Source organism: Rhizobium sp. SEMIA 4085 (genome assembly GCF_013004495.1).
In the GTDB taxonomy this organism is placed as follows: domain Bacteria; phylum Pseudomonadota; class Alphaproteobacteria; order Rhizobiales; family Rhizobiaceae; genus Rhizobium; species Rhizobium gallicum.
In genome coordinates this window covers 1-16,500 of sequence record NZ_JABEPH010000103.1, presented here as the reverse complement: position 1 = coordinate 16,500, position 16,500 = coordinate 1, and the positions used below count along the sequence as shown (strand labels likewise).

15 protein-coding genes and 5 pseudogenes are annotated in these 16,500 nt (G+C 59.1%); 13 read left to right on the top strand and 7 right to left on the bottom strand.

Going from position 1 to position 16,500, the window contains the following annotated elements; genetic code table 11:
• The 9 genes and pseudogenes from C9413_RS12950 to C9413_RS12910 form a co-directional block, all read left to right on the top strand.
• Window positions 1–536: pseudogene (locus C9413_RS12950) on the top strand (cupredoxin domain-containing protein); the annotation flags it as partial.
• Complete coding sequence (locus C9413_RS12945; RefSeq protein ID WP_082046753.1) at window positions 536–1,909, top strand: nitrous oxide reductase family maturation protein NosD; 1,374 nt, start codon at window positions 536–538, stop codon at window positions 1,907–1,909. The pseudogene C9413_RS12950 and the gene C9413_RS12945, both read left to right, overlap by 1 nt.
• A complete protein-coding gene (locus C9413_RS12940) occupies window positions 1,906–2,823 on the top strand; it encodes an ABC transporter ATP-binding protein (protein ID WP_170250524.1) in 918 nt (305 codons plus the stop codon). Before C9413_RS12945 ends, C9413_RS12940 begins: the two co-directional genes overlap by 4 nt.
• Window positions 2,820–3,647 (top strand): ABC transporter permease subunit, encoded by an 828-nt coding sequence (locus C9413_RS12935; protein ID WP_040116204.1) that lies wholly within the window; start codon window positions 2,820–2,822, stop codon window positions 3,645–3,647. Before C9413_RS12940 ends, C9413_RS12935 begins: the two co-directional genes overlap by 4 nt.
• The gene (locus C9413_RS12930; protein ID WP_040116205.1) at window positions 3,644–4,201 is read left to right on the top strand and encodes a nitrous oxide reductase accessory protein NosL; all 558 of its coding nucleotides are present in this window, start codon (window positions 3,644–3,646) and stop codon (window positions 4,199–4,201) included. Before C9413_RS12935 ends, C9413_RS12930 begins: the two co-directional genes overlap by 4 nt.
• On the top strand, window positions 4,194–5,186 hold the full coding sequence (locus C9413_RS12925; RefSeq protein WP_040116206.1) for an FAD:protein FMN transferase: 993 nt from the start codon (window positions 4,194–4,196) through the stop codon (window positions 5,184–5,186). The genes C9413_RS12930 and C9413_RS12925 overlap by 8 nt, the downstream gene beginning before the upstream one ends.
• Before the next feature lie 138 nt (window positions 5,187–5,324).
• The gene (locus C9413_RS12920; RefSeq protein ID WP_040116207.1) at window positions 5,325–6,026 is read left to right on the top strand and encodes a CBS domain-containing protein; all 702 of its coding nucleotides are present in this window, start codon (window positions 5,325–5,327) and stop codon (window positions 6,024–6,026) included.
• Between the two features lie 56 nt (window positions 6,027–6,082).
• The gene (locus C9413_RS12915; RefSeq protein WP_040116208.1) at window positions 6,083–6,556 is read left to right on the top strand and encodes a pyridoxamine 5'-phosphate oxidase family protein; all 474 of its coding nucleotides are present in this window, start codon (window positions 6,083–6,085) and stop codon (window positions 6,554–6,556) included.
• 51 nt (window positions 6,557–6,607) lie between these two features.
• Entirely contained in the window at window positions 6,608–6,862 is a 255-nt protein-coding gene (locus tag C9413_RS12910) for a YbaN family protein (RefSeq protein WP_267285119.1), read from the top strand.
• Window positions 6,863–6,948: 86 nt separating this feature from the next.
• On the opposite strand, the gene C9413_RS12905 is transcribed toward C9413_RS12910, so the two are convergent.
• The 7 genes and pseudogenes from C9413_RS12905 to napE all read right to left on the bottom strand — a co-directional run bounded on the left by C9413_RS12905 (window position 6,949) and on the right by napE (window position 11,587).
• Window positions 6,949–7,644 carry a NapC/NirT family cytochrome c gene (locus C9413_RS12905; RefSeq protein ID WP_040116711.1) on the bottom strand — a complete coding sequence of 232 codons (696 nt, stop codon included), beginning with the start codon at window positions 7,642–7,644 and terminating at the stop codon, window positions 6,949–6,951.
• 7 nt (window positions 7,645–7,651) lie between these two features.
• On the bottom strand, window positions 7,652–8,158 hold the full coding sequence (locus C9413_RS12900; protein ID WP_040116209.1) for a nitrate reductase cytochrome c-type subunit: 507 nt from the start codon (window positions 8,156–8,158) through the stop codon (window positions 7,652–7,654).
• Complete coding sequence (gene napA / locus C9413_RS12895; protein ID WP_040116210.1) at window positions 8,125–10,632, bottom strand: periplasmic nitrate reductase subunit alpha; 2,508 nt, start codon at window positions 10,630–10,632, stop codon at window positions 8,125–8,127. Before napA ends, C9413_RS12900 begins: the two co-directional genes overlap by 34 nt.
• Window positions 10,607–10,894: a chaperone NapD gene (locus tag C9413_RS12890; RefSeq protein WP_040116211.1), complete on the bottom strand. Its 288-nt coding sequence runs from the start codon at window positions 10,892–10,894 to the stop codon at window positions 10,607–10,609. Before C9413_RS12890 ends, napA begins: the two co-directional genes overlap by 26 nt.
• On the bottom strand, window positions 10,887–11,111 hold the full coding sequence (locus tag C9413_RS34455; protein ID WP_223844166.1) for a 4Fe-4S dicluster domain-containing protein: 225 nt from the start codon (window positions 11,109–11,111) through the stop codon (window positions 10,887–10,889). Before C9413_RS34455 ends, C9413_RS12890 begins: the two co-directional genes overlap by 8 nt.
• A 51-nt stretch (window positions 11,112–11,162) precedes the next feature.
• Window positions 11,163–11,387 (bottom strand): annotated as a pseudogene (locus tag C9413_RS34450) (4Fe-4S binding protein); the annotation flags it as partial.
• Between the two features lie 8 nt (window positions 11,388–11,395).
• Window positions 11,396–11,587 carry a periplasmic nitrate reductase, NapE protein gene (gene napE / locus C9413_RS12880; RefSeq protein ID WP_040116213.1) on the bottom strand — a complete coding sequence of 64 codons (192 nt, stop codon included), beginning with the start codon at window positions 11,585–11,587 and terminating at the stop codon, window positions 11,396–11,398.
• A gap of 595 nt (window positions 11,588–12,182) precedes the next feature.
• On the opposite strand from napE, the pseudogene C9413_RS12875 reads away from it, so the two are divergent.
• The 4 genes and pseudogenes from C9413_RS12875 to C9413_RS12860 all read left to right on the top strand — a co-directional run.
• Window positions 12,183–13,103, top strand: a pseudogene (locus tag C9413_RS12875) (EamA family transporter).
• 106 nt (window positions 13,104–13,209) lie between these two features.
• A pseudogene (locus C9413_RS12870) lies at window positions 13,210–13,661 on the top strand (substrate-binding domain-containing protein); the annotation flags it as partial.
• A gap of 378 nt (window positions 13,662–14,039) precedes the next feature.
• Window positions 14,040–15,995, top strand: coding sequence for an SARP family transcriptional regulator (locus C9413_RS12865; RefSeq protein ID WP_040116214.1), 1,956 nt, complete (start codon window positions 14,040–14,042; stop codon window positions 15,993–15,995).
• Window positions 15,996–16,035: 40 nt separating this feature from the next.
• Window positions 16,036–16,500, top strand: a pseudogene (locus C9413_RS12860) (phospholipid phosphatase); the annotation flags it as partial.

The window sequence follows — 16,500 nt, the reverse complement described above, 5'->3', positions numbered from 1 at the left end:
TCGGACCGTTGAAGCCGGAAAATGACCAGCTCAGCGACATTTCCGGCGATCAGATGGTCCTGGTTCACGACAATCCGACGTTCGCCGAGCCGCATGATGCAACGATCGTCCACAATTCAAAGATCAATCCGGTCAGCACGTGGAACCGCGAAGACCCGTTCTTCGCTGACGCAGTCAAACAGGCAAAGGCCGACAAAATCGACCTTCTGTCGGACTCTCAGGTGATCCGCGACGGAAACAAGGTGCGCGTCTACATGACGTCGGCAGCACCGGCTTTTGGTCTGGACAGCTTCAACGTCAGGGAAGGCGACGAAGTCACGGTCTATGTGACCAATATCGACGACGTCGAAGATCTGACGCATGGATTTGCCATCGTCAACTACGGGATCAACATGGAAGTCGGACCCCAGGCGACCGCGTCGGTGACCTTCAAGGCCGACCGGCCAGGCGTGTGGTGGTACTATTGCTCCTGGTTCTGCCATGCCATGCACATGGAAATGAAGGGCCGCATGTTCGTCGAGCCGAAGCAGGCGTGATGCGGCATCTGCTCACCATCGGGATACTTGGAATGGCGGCGGCCTCGGCCGCCATTCCGGCTGCTGCGGCCGAACATACCATCGGCCGCGCGCAGGCCCGTACCCTTCAGTCAGTTCTGGATGCCTCCGCCGCAGGTGACGTCATCCGGCTGACACCCGGTCAGTATGAAGGGCCGTTGCGCCTCAATGTGCCGGTAAGACTTGAAGGCGAGCCGGGCGCTATCCTTCTGGGCCCCGGCAAGGGCAGCGTGGTGACGGTCACCGCGCCCGCAGCGGTGGTGCGCGGGCTGGAAATCCGCGGTTCCGGCCGCGACCTCGCTGGTATGGATTCAGGTGTATTCGTCGCTGCCTCGGCAAAGGGCGCGCTTATCGAAAACAACCGGATCATCGGCAATCTGACGGGCGTTTACCTCCATGGCGCAGCGCAGGCGATCGCACGCGGCAATCATATCGTCGGCATGAATGGCGACCGTATGAGTGAGGCGGGCAATGGCGTGACACTGTGGAATGCACCCGGCGCTCAGGTCATCGACAACAATATCAGCTTCGGACGAGACGGCATTGCGACAAACTCCAGCAAGCGAAACGTCTTCAAGGGCAATCGTTTCCGCAATCTGCGCTTTGCCATCCACTACATGTATACCAATGACAGCGAGATCAGCGACAACGTCTCGAGCGGTAACCTCGTCGGTTACGCAATCATGTTTTCCAGCCGGCTGAAGATCGTCAACAACATGTCGGATGGCGATCGAGATCATGGACTTCTGCTGAATTTTGCTAATGGCTCGACGGTCACCGGTAATACGGTGCGCGGTCGCCTGCAGGCCGCCGATCGCTGGGTGATGGGAGGCACTCGGGCCGACGACAATGACTTGCCGAAGATCGCCGAGCAGGCCGGCCGGGTCGATGAAACCGGACAACGGCTTGGACCGGAGAAATGCGTCTTCATTTATAACGCCAACAAGAACACCTTCACCGACAATGTCTTCGAAGGCTGCTCGATCGGCATTCATTTCACCGCCGGGTCCGAGGGCAATGCCATTACCGGCAACGCCTTCATAGCCAATCGAAACCAGGTAAAATATGTCGGCACGCGCTATCTCGATTGGTCGAAAAACGGGCAAGGCAATTATTGGAGCGATAACCCGGCTTTCGATCTCAATGGTGACGGCCTGGGCGACAGTCCCTATCGCCCCAACGATATCATCGACCAGGTGCTATGGACCTCTCCCCAGGCGAAGGTCCTCACAAGCAGCCCGGCGGTCCAGGTAATCCGATGGGCGCAATCCCAGTTTCCTGCGCTATTGCCCGGCGGTGTTGTCGATAGCCGGCCGTTGATGGCTCCGCCCGACAGGAAGGACAAAACACCATGACAACTTCGGTATGCTTGACGCAAACAAGCAAAAGCTATGGCAAGTTCGCCGCAGTCAGCGACATTTCGTTATCACTGGGCGAAGGCGAGACGATCGCGCTCGTCGGCCACAACGGTGCTGGAAAAACCACGATCATCAAGCTGATCCTGGGGCTGATTAGGCCGACGTCGGGCAAGGTGCGCGTTCTCGGCGAAGATCCGGTGACTGGCAATGCCGGTGTGCGCCGCCGTCTCGGCTACCTGCCGGAAAGCGTATCATTTCACCTTGCGCTCACGGGCCGCGAGATCTTGGCATTTTACGCCCGTCTCAAGCGGATCCGGCTTACAACAACGCACGACCTCTTCGACCGCGTTGGTCTTGCTGAAGGCGCCGCCGATCGGCCGGTCCGCACCTATTCGAAAGGCATGCGGCAAAGACTGGGCCTGGCGCAGGCCCTGCTCGGCGAGCCGCGTATCCTGCTGCTTGATGAACCGACAAGTGGGCTGGATCCGGCACTCAGACGAAATTTCTATGATCTCGTCTCCGAGCTGCGCTCAAAAGGCACAACGGTGCTTTTGTCATCGCACGCGCTCACCGAGCTGGAGGACCGGGCGGACCGTGTGATCATCGTCAACGGCGGCCTCAAGATTGCCGACGGAACCCTTGAGGACCTGCGGCAGATCGCCCGGCTGCCCACGCGCAGTCGATTCAAGCCGCGCCACGATGCCGCACGTGGTCACCGGGCCACCGGCAATTTCTCATGGGCACGCACCGCGGACGGCTCCCTGGAGCCGGATACGCCACACGAACAGAAAATTGCTGCCCTTTCCTGCGTCACCGCCGATCCTCAAGCCGTGGCAAGCCTGACGATCATGGAGCCGACGCTCGATGATCTCTATGCACATTTTCTCAACGGACAGGGCACGAGACAATGACGAACATACTGATCATCGCCGGCAAAGAAATTCAGGAGGGAATGCGAAATCGCTGGGTCTTGGCCATGACCATCCTTCTTGCCGCCCTGGCCCTCACCCTGTCATTCCTTGGCAGCGCGCCGACCGGACATGTGGGGGTCAATCGGCTCGACATCGTCATCGTCAGCCTCTCAAGCCTGACGATCTTCCTCGTGCCGTTGATCGCGCTCTTGCTCTCCCATGATGCAATCGTCGGTGAGATGGAGCGCGGAACGATGCTGCTGCTGCTGAGCTACCCGCTCGGGCGGCGTCAGGTGATTTTCGGCAAATTTCTAGGACATCTCGCGATCCTTGCCTTTGCCACGCTTTGCGGCTATGGCGCCGCAGCGGCAGCCCTTGCCTTGACCGGAACGGCAATCGCTGCCAGCAGCTGGTGGGCCTTCGCGTCAATGGTCGGCTCATCGATATTGCTTGGCGCAGTCTTCATCGCCATCGGGTATTTGATGAGTACGTCGGTCGGCGAGCGCAGCACCGCGGGTGGTATCGCCATCGGCATATGGCTGTTCTTCGTCATGCTTTACGACATGGCGCTGCTTGGCATGCTCGTGGCGATGCAGGGTCACGGCATTCCAGGCGGGCTGCTCGACGTGTTGTTGGTGATCAACCCGACGGATGCCTACCGTCTTCTCAATCTTAGTTCCGGCGGGGCTGGATCGCTCTCAGGAATGAGTGGCGTTGCCGCAAACGCGACGCTGACACCCGCGCTGCTGCTTTTAGCGCTTGGTCTCTGGACGCTGGTGCCACTGACGCTCGCCACATTGCGTTTCTCCAGGAGAGAATTATGAAAAGGACAAATTTGGCTGCGATGATAACCGCGGTGCTGCTGCTTGTAGGCTGTGAGAAAACCGAAACTGCGGCACCTCCAGCCATGCTGCTGACGTCACAAGCCGTCGACCACTACTGCGGCATGACTGTTCTGGAGCATCCAGGGCCTAAGGGACAGATCATTCTTCAAAGCCGTGACGAGCCCGTGTGGTTCACATCCTCGCGGGACGCGGTCGCATTCACCAAGCTTCCGGAAGAACCGAAGGACATTGCGGCCATCTACGTCTCCGACATGAGCCGCGCATCAAGCTGGGAGCATCCTGGCAACGACAACTGGATCGACGCCCGAGGCGCCCACTATGTGATCGATAGCAGCTTGCGCGGTGGCATGGGCGCAGCCGAAACCGTCCCGTTTTCGAGCCGTGAGGCTGCGGCGGCGTTCGCGGTGAAGAACGGCGGCAAGATCGTCGGCTTCGAAGAGATCCCCGAGAGCTATGTTCTGGGAGCCGACACAAGTGCCGGAGCCGGACACGGCGACACGAACAATGAGGAAGGGAGCGCGATCAGTGGCTAGTCTTTTTACCCGCCGGCGCGCCATCGCGATCTTTGCCGCTGCTGCCGGCCTGCCGCTCCTTCGATCGGCCGATCCTGCCGGCGCAGCAGTCGATGCCGTCGTTTGGAGGGGACAGGCATTGGGGGCACAGGCCACGCTGATCCTCCACGACGACAATCGCAGCCACGCCGCAACGTTGATTGCGCAGGTGGTGGCAGAAGTCGAGCGGCTCGAGACGATCTTCAGTCTCTACCGCAGGGATTCTGCGCTCTGCGAGCTCAACCGCGTTGGCGGACTGGCAGCGCCGCCGGCCGAAATGATCGCACTTCTCGATGCGTGCCAAACCTATTGGCAGACGACCAAAGGTTTGTTCGATCCGACAATCCAACCTCTTTGGGAACTTTATGCTCATCATTTCTCGGTCCCGGGCGCCGATGCGGATGGGCCTCCGGCCGCGCACTTGAAGGCGTCGCTGGGGCGCATCGGCTTCGATGCCGTCAGGTTCAACCGCGATCGGATTGCTTTTGCCCGCCCCGGCATGGCGATATCGTTGAACGGCGTTGCCCAGGGTTTCATAACCGATCGGGTCGTCGATATTCTACGCAATGCCGGCGTCACCAGCAGTCTCGTCAACATGGGCGAGGATCGGGCAGTCGGCGCTCAGGCGGACGGCAGTCCGTGGCGCATCGGGCTTGCATCACAGGAAGACAGCATCAGACCAGCTGCTGTGCTAGAGATTACCAATCAAGCCGTGGCGACTTCGAGCGCAGCCGGTTTTCATTTCGACGTGTCCGGCCGCTTCGGACATATTCTCGATCCGCGCTCTGGAGCCGCCCCGCAGCTCTATCAGCGCGTGAGCGTCGTCGCCAAAGAAGCGGCCACCGCGGATGCACTGTCGACCGCCATGAGCTTGGCGGCGCCGCAACAGATCCCGGACATGCTTGCCCCTTACAGCGAGGCGAGCGTCGAATTGGTGACGATGTCGGGCAAACACCTTCGTTTCTGACCAACAGTCAGCGCGGCGCCTGCAGCCCCACTTTTTTCATGCCACTTGCGTCTTGGGCTTTGATCCATCTCAAAGTCGAGGATCGGCTTTCCCTGTAACCTACTTCCCATGACACCAACAATGGGTGGGAGGACAGCCATGCGCGTCAACTCTATTATGACATCGACGGTTATTACGATCCAATCGACGGCGACGGTCGCTGAGGCAGCAAATCTCATGTTGAGCAATCGTATCAGCGGCCTGCCGGTCGTTGATTTGCAGGGCGCACTCGTTGGTCTCATCAGCGAAAGCGATCTTCTACGGCGCAGCGAGCTTGATACCGAGCGCCAGCGCTCGTGGTGGCTGGCACTGCTGGCCAGCCCCGGAAAGGTTGCCGAGGAATACGTCCGGGCACATGCTAGGAAAGTCAAGGAAGTCATGTCCACACCGGTTAAGACGGCATCCCCCTACATGACGCTTGGCGAGGCAGCCGACCTGATGGAAAAGTCGAAGGTAAAACGTTTGCCAGTGGTGGCGAATGGGCAGCTTGTCGGCATCGTTACGCGCTCGGATTTTCTAAAGCCGCTGCGTGAACCGCCAGTAGAACCGGGTCAACCGCTATCCGACGCAGCCATCGCTGCGGCGATTGCGAAAGAGCTGGCTGCTCAATCATGGGCCAAAAATGGCCTTATCCGTGCCAACGTCAAGAATGGTGTCGTGACGCTCAGCGGATCGGTGCTGGACGAGCGCGAGCGCGGCGCTGCGATCGTGGCAGCCGAGAACTTCCCGGGTGTCAAGATGGTGCGCGATCAGCTTGCCTGGATTGATCCGAGCTACGGAATTGTCGTCCAGGCACCATAGGCTGCCGCCTTTAGGCGCCCTGCCCACGGCTGTACAGTTTGACGGGAGTTAATCTCATGGCACTGTCGCTTCGGAATATGACGCAGGCAGAATGCGTATCATTGATTGAACAGTCACGGTACGGTCACCTCGCCTGTTGCAGCAATGATCAGCCCTACATCGTGCCAGTCTACTTCTCCTACGACAAAGGGATCCTTTACAGCTTCTCGATGCCGGGGCAAAAAGTTGATTGGATGCGGGCGAACAATAAGGTTTGCCTGCAGATTGATCATGTCAGCAACGTCGGCTGGCAAAGTGTCATCGTCATGGGAAAGTATGAGGAGTTCCCGGATACCGACCTGCTGCACAGCGAGCGTCTGCATGCCTGGTCTCTGCTGCAGAGGCATTCGGATTGGTGGGAAATGGGATCGCTCAAGCCGGAACCACAGGCGGCGCGATCCCATTCTCCTCATGTCTTCTATGGTATCTTGATAAGGGAAATGGCGGGACGAGCGGCGCTTTCGAGCGATGGAACCGCAAAAACCGTTTGACGAAAGGAGATTCCATGCGGGCTGCTGCTTGCTGTCCTCGGCTTGGGTTTCGTGACAATCGGCATTGCCGCCATCTTCGCGCCGCTGCTGCCGAGGATACCGTTCCTGATCCTTGCAGCTGCGGTCTTTTCCCGTTCCTCCCCGCGCTTTGAACGCTGGCTGCTTGCCCATCCCCGCCTCGGAAAGCCGCTGCAGGCCTGGTGCCGCGAAGGGGCGATCCGGCGCCGACATAAGCTTGTCGCCGGTGTCTCGATGGCTTGCAGCTTTGCAATCCTGCTTGTGTTTTTCAGACCGCTGGAATTCTGATGGCGGCTGCCGCGATTTATGTCGCGTCGAGGCGCGAGCCGCAGCGCTGAAAAACATGCCTACGCGACTTAAACTTAGATGATTGCTTAGAATGCTTCCGCGTGAACGTCTTCCAAAGCTCGGCTGAGATCGTCGATTGGAGAGTGGCCCGCCATCTTCTTTCCTTCTAGCTCCTTTGGCATTTTCCAGCCTGGATCAATTCCCTCCATGTTGGGAAGCTCGTGTGCGATGCCCTTGTGGCAGTCGATGCAGGTTGCCCCGCCAGACAAGAGATAGCGGGTGTGGATATCGGCGGCGCGTTGCGTCTGCTTCTGCAGATCCATCGCCGTCGACGAATGGCAGTTCCGGCACTCGAGGCTGTCATTGGCCTTCAGGCGTGCCCATTCATGTTGCGCCAGTTCAAGCCGTTTTGCCAGAAACTTTGGCCGTGTGTTGATCGTCCCGAAGATCTTGCCCCAGACCTCCTTGGAGGCTTGCATCTTGCGGGCAATCTTGTCTGTCCATTGATGCGGCACGTGGCAATCGGGACAGGATGCGCGAACTCCGGAACGGTTGGAGAAATGAATGGTGCGGGTAAGCTCCTGATAAACATTGTCGCGCATCTCGTGACAGGAGGCGCAGAATGGTTCAGTGTTAGTAAGTTCCAGCGCCGTGTTGAATGCGCCCCAGAAGATGACCCCGCCAACGAAGCCTCCAAGCGTAAGGAAGCCTAGACTGAGGGTTGCGGCAGGCGTGCTCAGTATCCGCCAGGCCCAAAGAACGACTTTTTTGATCCAGGCGATCATCGCATTACTCACTTCCGGCCGGTTTGAAGCCCATTTCGCTCATGTCCTTGAAGCGATTGGGCACGAGGGGCCCGGTATCGGCCTGTGGCACGTGGCAGGCAGTACAGAAGTATCGCCTCGGTGAAACGTCCGCGAGCATTTGGCTGTCGCGGGTCATGTAATGCGTTACGCTGATCATCGGCGCGCCGGAATCTTGCGTGAACTCGCGCTTGTGGCACGTCAGGCACCGGTTGGCGTTCACCGACAGTTCGTAGCCTTCGATCGAATGCGGGATGACTGGCGGCTGATCCGGGTAAGCGCGCATCTTGCGCTGGTCATCGACGACCCATTTCGGCAACGGTTCGGCCGCGCCGTTTTCCATCGAGGGCGTCGGCCCCTCGAGTTGAGGCACCATCTGCCGAACCACCTGAGCGATCGCTGTCGTCGTGACAAACAGGACAAGGCCTGTCACGACCAGCATCCATTTTGGTCGTCCTCTCATAAGGCGACGGGAAGAATTTTGACCGCGCATTTCTTGAAATCCGTCTGTTTGGAGATGGGGTCGGTTGCGTCGAGCGTAACTTTGTTGATGAGCTGGCTGGCATCAAACCAAGGGACGAAGATGACGCCCGAGGGCATGCGGTTACGTCCTCGGGTTTCGATGCGCGAGCGGATTTCGCCGCGCCTGGACACGATCCTGACTTCGGCGCCCTGATTGATGCCGCGCTTGCGGGCATCGTCCGCGTTCATGAAGCAGCGAGCGCCGGGGAATGCCTTATACAGTTCCGGCACCCGCATGGTCATCGAGCCGGAATGCCAATGCTCGAGCACCCTCCCCGTCACCAGCCAGAAATCATATTCATCGTCGGGAGACTCGGCCGGCGGCTCGTACGGAACAGTGAGGATCACGGCCTTGCCGTCCGGGCGCCCGTAGAAGCGCACGCCCTCGCCCGGCTTCACATATGGATCGTAACCCTCGCGGTAGCGCCACTTGGTTTCCTGTCCATTGACCACGGGCCAACGCAATCCGCGTTCCTGGTGATATCGGTCGTAAGGTGCCAGATCATGGCCGTGTCCACGTCCGAATGAGGCATATTCTTCGAACAATCCTTTCTGGATGTAGAAGCCGAATTCCCCGGCTTCGTTATTTTCGTAGTTCGGGTCGATCTCGCTTGTTGGGAAATGGTCGACCTGGCCGTTTTTGAACAGGACCTCGAAAAGGGTCTTGCCGCGATAGTCGGGGTGCTTGTCGAGAATCTCTTTCGGCCAGACCTCGTCGGTCGTGAACCGCTTCGAAAACTCCGTTAGTTGCCAGAGATCGGACCGCGCCTCTCCTGGAGCCTGGACGAGTTGGTGCCAGACATGTGTCCTTCGCTCGGCGTTGCCGTACGCTCCTTCCTTTTCCACCCACATTGCAGCGGGAAGGATGAGATCGGCCGACATCGCCGTGATCGTCGGATAGGCGTCGGAAACGACGATGAAGTTATCGGGGTTGCGGTAACCCTGGTAGGTCTCATTCTTGGTATTGGGGGCTGCCTGGACATTGTTGTTGACCTGCACCCAGTAAAAATTCAGCTTGCCGTCCTTGAGCATGCGGTCCTGCTGAACGGCATGATAGCCCGGCTTGTCGGGAAGCAGGCCTTCGGGGAGCTTCCACAGCTCTTCGGCGTGATGCCGATGTTCGGGATTGGTGACAACCATGTCGGCTGGAAGGCGGTGCGCGAAGGTGCCGACCTCTCGCGCCGTCCCGCAGGCCGACGGCTGGCCGGTCAACGAGAAAGGGCTGTTTCCCGGCTCTGAGATTTTCCCGGTCAGCAGATGCAGGTTGTAGACCATCTGATTGGCCCAGACCCCGCGGACGTGCTGGTTAAAGCCCATGGTCCAGAGTGACATAACCTTCCGATTCGGATCCGCATAAAGTTCCGCGAGCTGCTCAAGGAAACCGGGATCGACGCCTGTCAGCTCAGCGGTCTTTTTGAGCGTGTAATCGGAGACGAACGTCTTAAACGCCGCGAAATCAATCGGCTCCATCTTGGTTGGATCACCCGCATTGACCGCTTTAAGTTCCAGCGGATCCTCAGGGCGTAGGCCGTAGCCGATGTTCTCCACGCCCTTCATGAAGGTCGTATGGTCGCGGACGAATTCCTCGTTGACCTTGCCGCTCGTGATGATGTGGTTGGCGATGTAGTTGAGGATGGCGAGATCAGTGCCGGGCGTGAAGATGATCGGAATGTCGGCAAGGTCCATGCTCCGATGCGTGAATGTTGACAGAACGGCAACGCGGACATGTGGCTGCCCGAGGCGGCGATCGGCGACGCGCGTCCAGAGAATCGGATGCATCTCCGCCATGTTCGAGCCCCAGAGCACGAAGGCATCGGCGTTCTCGAAATCGTCATAGCATCCCATCGGCTCGTCCATGCCGAAGGTGCGCATGAAAGCGTAGGCTGCAGATGCCATACAGTGTCGGGCATTCGGATCGAGGTTGTTGGAACGGAAGCCGGCCCGCATCAGCTTCGTGGCCGCGTAGCCCTCGAAGATCGTCCACTGGCCCGAGCCGAACATGCCGACCGCCGTCGGTCCTTTCTCCTTCAGCACCCTTTTGCACTGCTCGGCCATCAGGTCGAACGCATCGTCCCAGCTGACAGGCTCGAATTCTCCATCCTTGCTGTAGGCGCCATTTTTCTTGCGCATGAGCGGCGTTTTGAGACGATCCTCACCGTACATGATCTTCGACAAGAAATAGCCCTTGATGCAGTTCAGGCCACGGTTGACCTCCGCCTGCATGTCGCCGTGCGTGGCAACCACCTGCCCTTCCTTGACGCCGACCATGACACCACAGCCCGTTCCGCAGAAACGGCAGGGTGCCTTCGACCACTTTATCTCCAGCGCGCTGACGCCCCCCGGCACCGGTTGTGCGGCAGCAGGAAGCGCTATGCCGGCAGCGGCCGCCGCAATGCCGGCGGCCTGGGCCTTGAGAATGTCACGCCGCGTCAGTTCTCCCGTCATCGCTTCGCACCTCCTCCATCTCGACGTGCTCGAAAACCATGTTTGCCGCGATCACCCCGTCCAGAAGCGAGATTCGCGACAGGCATTCGCCAAGCATGCCCGTACTTGTTCCCTCGATGACGACGACGATCTTGCCGCCGGCATGAGCATGGATTTCGACGTTTTCCATCCTTGCGAGCGCGGCAAGCACGCCTTCGGTGCGGGCCGGCATCGTGGCGATCACAGCGCTTGAAATATGATAGGGCAACATCGGCTCAGACATCGGCAGCCTCCACGGCGCGTGCCCGAAGAGTGATCGCGCCGACGGGACAGACCTGCAGGCACGCGCCGCAGCCGCTGCACATCCCTCCGTTCAGCTCCGGAAGAAACGGGCTGCCGATGCGCGGGCGGAAACGGATGGCCTGGTCGGGACAGCTTTCGCCGCAGGACTGGCAGGCGATATCCTTCCTCGCCAGACAGCCTTCCGTAACGACAGCCACGTGGTTGAGGCGCTTCGGAGCCTCCTCTTGGAAAACCGGCTCCGGACAAGCGGCCTTGCATTCTCCGCAGAAGGTGCATTCACCGAATGCGAAATCGATGGAAGGCAAATCGTCGACCAGTCGGATGATGCTGGTGGGACATCGCTCCGCGCACAGCCCGCACCCGGTGCAGCTTTTAAGACCGTCGGCGGATGCGCCGGGCGGACGGATACGAGCTTGCCCGACAGCCGGGCGGCCCACGAGGAACTGACGACGGGGGAAAGATTCCGCTCGCATGACAAACCTCAATGCGCCGGCGGGCCGGGCGGCCCGAAGACGATTTGGAACATCCAGACGAGGAAGCCGTAGCCGCCAACCACACCGACAGCGACCAGCGGCCAGATGCCGAAAGCCAGGACGAGGAACGTCAGAAACTCGTTACGCCGCCGGGAACGAGCGCCCGTCGCAAGGGGTCGATTGGGAAAGGAGTCTGACACAACGATACCTCCTCAAGCGTCGGTAGAGAAGACTTGGCCGAAGCGTGCCGCATGGATGCTCGTGTCGGATCGATGGATGGGCTACCGATCACGCCCGCCCGTCTGTCTGCGCGTTTTCCGTCGTTCGACACTCCCACCTTAGCTAGCGGGCCGCAGTAGCGAAACAAGGGGCGAATGAAAGGCTGACACAAAGGAGACGACCCGAAATAGGTCGATGCCCATATGGCGTTTGGGACTCGAAGCATCCGTTGGCTGACTGATCGGCAGGAGCTTCTCGGAAGTCTATATCTGCATCGCCCGCAGGAGGCTCCACCAGAACATCAATCGAGCGATCAACTGCAGGGCATTTGCTGGGTCTCGGTTGGCACCTCGATGCCGCGGCAGACCTGAATTCGAGCTTTAAATGACGCATTAAAGGCAGGTAGCGTGAGAGGAAACCGCCGCCCATCCGCCGGCTTGACGAGCTTAAGTCGCCTTTTGCTGCCTGCTTGGTGTCCTTCGCCAGTCATTCATAGTTCGGTCTTGGTCGAAGCAATGTCGGGCCAAGCCGCGATAAAGCAGAGAAGTTTCAAAACCATTCGAACGCGACACGATCATGACAACACAAAAGACGAATATGAGAATGGAACTCGCACTTCTTCTCGCGCTCGCGACGCTTTGGGGTGCGTCCTACACGTTCATCAAAATCGGCGTGGAAACGATCCCCCCGGTGACACTGATCGCTGCCCGCACCTTGATGGCCGGCGCGATCCTTCTTGGCGTCATCAGGTTACGCGGATTGGCCTTGCCAAGGGACCCCGCGACATGGCGGCGTTTGCTATTTCAAGCCTGACTCAACAGCGTGATTCCATTCACATTGATTGCCTGGGCGGAACGGACCGTGGATGCCGGGCTTGCTGCGATTCTGAATTCGACGACGCCGATCTTCGCGTTCCTTTTGACGGTCCTTATCACGCGCCATGAACCAGTGACTGGCCGCAAGCTGTTCGGCGTTGTCACCGGCATTACCGGCACCAGCCTCATCATCGGCCTCGAGGCATTTCACGGGCTCGGCGATGAACTGCCGGCGCAGCTTGCCATTGTGGCGGCCACTGTCTGCTACGCTGGAGCCGCAATATTCGGTCGGGGTTTTAAGGGGCTTGACCCAATCATGCCCGCAGCGGGATCACTCATCTGCGGTGCGGTCATCCTCATTCCCGTCAGCCTTGTCATTGATCCGCCGTGGACACTGATGCCCTCTTCGGTATCGATCCTCGCATTGCTCGGTCTCGCGGTGTTTTCGACCGCCCTCGCGTTCGTCATCTATTTCCGGCTGGTTCACACACTCGGCTCGGTCGGTACGACTGCCCAGGCCTACCTCCGGGTTCCGATCGGCGTGGGGATCGGAGTCCTGTTTCTCGGTGAAACCATGACCTCAACCGCGTGGGCGGGGCTCGCTTGCGTCATTGCCGGCGTGGCCGCGATGACCAATCCCGCTCGCAAGCGCATTCATCGCGCGGTGAGGTTTCACGGTTGAGGATTGCACATCGCCAACCGTCGGCTTCGCGATGCTCAAGCCGTTGTTGCGGCCCCGCAATAGGCAAGTTGGCGAGAGTCGTTGCCTCATCCGCTTTGAGGCGTGCGAGGTTAACGCCGTTGCATCACTCCTGAACGACCGTCCAACTGGCCTGACCCTTACCGTCTGCGATCCGCTGACAAGTGCCGCCCTTCTGCCGTACCTGCCGCCGACGGTTCTGCTCAACAACATGCCGACGCAGCGATTTCCCGCTGCGGTCACGGCCGACAACCGGCGCGCCGGAGATCCCGTTTTGTCAGCGGTTATGAGGAGCTCGATTTGCGCGAGGCAATGGCCATGTTTTCGCCGACAGCGATCATCGCCTCCAATGATCTTCTTGCCTTCGGCGCTATCGGCGCGCTCAGGCGCGAGGGCTTCTCGGTGCCCCGGGATGTTTCCGTCGCCGGCTTCGACGGTATCGCAATCGGCCGGCTGATGGACCCGCCCCTGACGACGATCGAGATGCCCGATGCCAGCATGGGAGCGACGGCGGCCTCCCTGCTCCTCGATATCTCGAAGGGAATTCTTGGCTTCGTTACTGCTTCTTCGATGCGTTGCGTCCGCAAGCGCTCAACCTGCTCCTTCGCCTCGGCGATTTGCGATACGGCGTCGCCTGTTCCGACGTGATGGATGCAGATTGGCCCGGCAGGTCGCGCAGGAGTTCTGTGTAGTCCGTTCGATTGATTAGCCCTCGCTCTACCAGAGACTGCTTGCGCTGGAGCTCGTCTTTTACGACGTCCGCCTGCTTTTGAATGGCAGCCTTTTGTTCCCTAAAGCCGAAACTCGTCAAGCTTTTCGAGGCGTTGCTCAAGGATAAATAACATTGCTTTGACGCTGCTTTGACGGCAGGGCGCTACGACCGGCTTGCCAAGTTACGCAGAGGGATCGAAGCCGGTTATGCTTCAGTTTAATTATCACCAAAGCATCGATCTTCCTTTCGGAATTCCGATTTCCCTTCCCGGTTGCTTGCCAGGCGCCGCAGGTATGGCAGACTGGTCTCCAGATGCCAGGTCTACGGCCTGCCAAACGAGCGCATCGGAGGCAACGGGGGCGGGGCCGGTGGATCGCATGAACAAGGAGCAAAATCCGTTTCGGATGTTCCTGCTCGGGCCTTTTGCCCTTGTGGACGCCGAAGGGCGATCGGTCACTCCGAAATCCAAAAAGGCCCAGGCTCTTTTGGCGATGCTTGCATTGTCCGCCCGGGGCTCGCGCTCCAGAATCTGGCTTAGGGACAAATTGTGGAGCGACCGCTCGGACGACCAGGCGGCAGCTAGTCTGCGCCAGGCCCTTTTGGATATTAATAAGACTCTGGGGCCTGCACGTGATCTCTTGATTGCGGACAAGAATACCGTTTGGCTGGATATGGACCGACTCGTGCTTGATACCGACCTGGTGGTTCGGACAAAGCGGTCCGCGGATCAAATCACCGACGAATTGCTCGAAGGTATAGACATCCGCGATCCAGAATTCGAGGACTGGTTAACGCTGGAACGGCAGAACTGGTATAGCCGGCTCAACGTAGGACAAGTCCACGATGTCTTCGAGCCGCGACAGCAGCCGAGCCGCGATATCGCCAAACATTCCGCCCTGCTGCCTTTGACAGGCGCTCCGGATATGCCAAGACGAGGCAAATCCGTGGAAATCGCCGGCGGCAACCCATATCGGCGGACGGCCGACGGTGACTGGCAATGGATCATGGTCCTTCAGCCCCCTATCGTGGTGGGTGCTGGAGAGGGCGGACAAATCGCGACGACACGGTTCCAGAATCTCATTGCAAAAGCCATCATCGATGGGCTGGCCATTGGTGTCAGCGACCTCTCCTTCACCTTGCCAGATATTGAAGAGAGCGAACAGCAGATCAGCCTTCCGATATGCCTACAGCTTCGCCTCACGTTTGACGGCGACATGGTGATGATCGAACTGGTGATGAAGCACCTGATCAACAACCGTATTTATTGGCTGGGCAGTCAGGCAATCAACCGCATGCAATTCGAGCGGGGCGAGTTCGGCACCGCCGCTGCGCTAATCAGCCAGGCCGTCGATCAGCTGGCCTATTTCCAGGAGACCCAGGCAAACGACAGTCGATTGTCGCAAGACGGCCTCCTGATCGACGCCGTCAACGCGATCTTTCGGCTGTCGCGCGGCGATCTAGATAACGCGGAGCGGCGCCTGGAAGAACAGATCCAGTATCAGCCGCGGTCATCGACTTTTGCCTGGCTGTCATTCATCCGGACTTTCCAGGTTGGCCAACGTTTCAACGCGCTTGACGCGCATCTGATCGAGGAAGCTCAGGCCTATGCGCGCAAAGCGCTGGAACTCGACCCGCAGAATTCCGTATCACTCGCGCTCGTCGGCCACGTCCACTCGTTCCTGTTCTGCGAATATGACTATGCGGCCAACCTGTTCGAAAAATCGATCCGCCTGAACCCGGCCCTGCCGCTCAGCTGGGATCTCTATGCGATGCTTCATTGCTATGCAGGCCAGCCCGACAAGGCCGTGGCCATGGCGCGTTGGGTACAAGAGCTCGGCGTCTACAGCCCCCATAAATATTACTTCGACACGACCAAATGCATTGCAGCAGCGCTTGCAGGCGATCATGCCGCAGCGATAGCTGCAGGCGAAGAAGCCCTACGGGCACGGCCGAACTTCAACAGCTTGCTGCGCTATCTTGCCTCCAGCCATGCTCATTTCGACGATCTAGGCGGCGCGCGCCATTACCTGCAGCGTCTTGAGGCGGTCGAGGGCAGCTTCTCCATCAATGCCTTTCAAGGCAGCGGCTATCCGCTGCTCAATACAGGCGGCGGCCAGATCTTGATCGACGGCCTGCTCAAGGCGGGCGCCAAGCTGCGCTGAACCCGGACTATTTTTCAGAACTTCGCGCAAGGAGGCTGCAATGGAAGAAGCGGACAATACTGTAGAATCGCAATCAAAAATTGTTTTATTCCTAAACACTTATAGATTCAGGATTGAGCCGGATACGGTGCTTCCATGCGAACCCAGGGATGATGCCGGCGCTGATCCTCTCGCCGGTGCATCGTTGGTTGCGCCTGATGCAGCCGCCGAACCTGCGCTCTTCCTCGGCGAGGATGAAGATGCACCGCCCCTGGATGAGCCAATGATGGCGACGATGGCCGCAGCCTCGGTCCTCAACAAGAGCGTGGCGAATAAGTCGGTGCTCAACAAGGCGTCGCTCAACAAAAACAAGAACAAAAACAAGAATAAAAACAAGAACAAGACGACGATGGACGGTGCGGGCCTTGGCGTGTCGCAGCTTATCCCTTCCTTCGAGCTGCGCAGGCTGCACCAGCAGCCGGCACGCAACGCCTATTTCGCGGCGCGGCGCTTCACCTGGGCGACG

Coding starts and splice junctions, on each gene's coding strand:
- C9413_RS12945 (WP_082046753.1), top strand. CDS start 536: ATGCGGCATCTGCTCACCATCGGGATACTTGGAATGGCGGCGGCCTCG.
- C9413_RS12940 (WP_170250524.1), top strand. CDS start 1,906: ATGACAACTTCGGTATGCTTGACGCAAACAAGCAAAAGCTATGGCAAG.
- C9413_RS12935 (WP_040116204.1), top strand. CDS start 2,820: ATGACGAACATACTGATCATCGCCGGCAAAGAAATTCAGGAGGGAATG.
- C9413_RS12930 (WP_040116205.1), top strand. CDS start 3,644: ATGAAAAGGACAAATTTGGCTGCGATGATAACCGCGGTGCTGCTGCTT.
- C9413_RS12920 (WP_040116207.1), top strand. CDS start 5,325: ATGCGCGTCAACTCTATTATGACATCGACGGTTATTACGATCCAATCG.
- C9413_RS12915 (WP_040116208.1), top strand. CDS start 6,083: ATGGCACTGTCGCTTCGGAATATGACGCAGGCAGAATGCGTATCATTG.
- C9413_RS12900 (WP_040116209.1), bottom strand. CDS start 8,158: ATGCGCGGTCAAAATTCTTCCCGTCGCCTTATGAGAGGACGACCAAAA.
- napA (WP_040116210.1), bottom strand. CDS start 10,632: ATGACGGGAGAACTGACGCGGCGTGACATTCTCAAGGCCCAGGCCGCC.
- C9413_RS12890 (WP_040116211.1), bottom strand. CDS start 10,894: ATGTCTGAGCCGATGTTGCCCTATCATATTTCAAGCGCTGTGATCGCC.
- C9413_RS12865 (WP_040116214.1), top strand. CDS start 14,040: ATGCTTCAGTTTAATTATCACCAAAGCATCGATCTTCCTTTCGGAATT.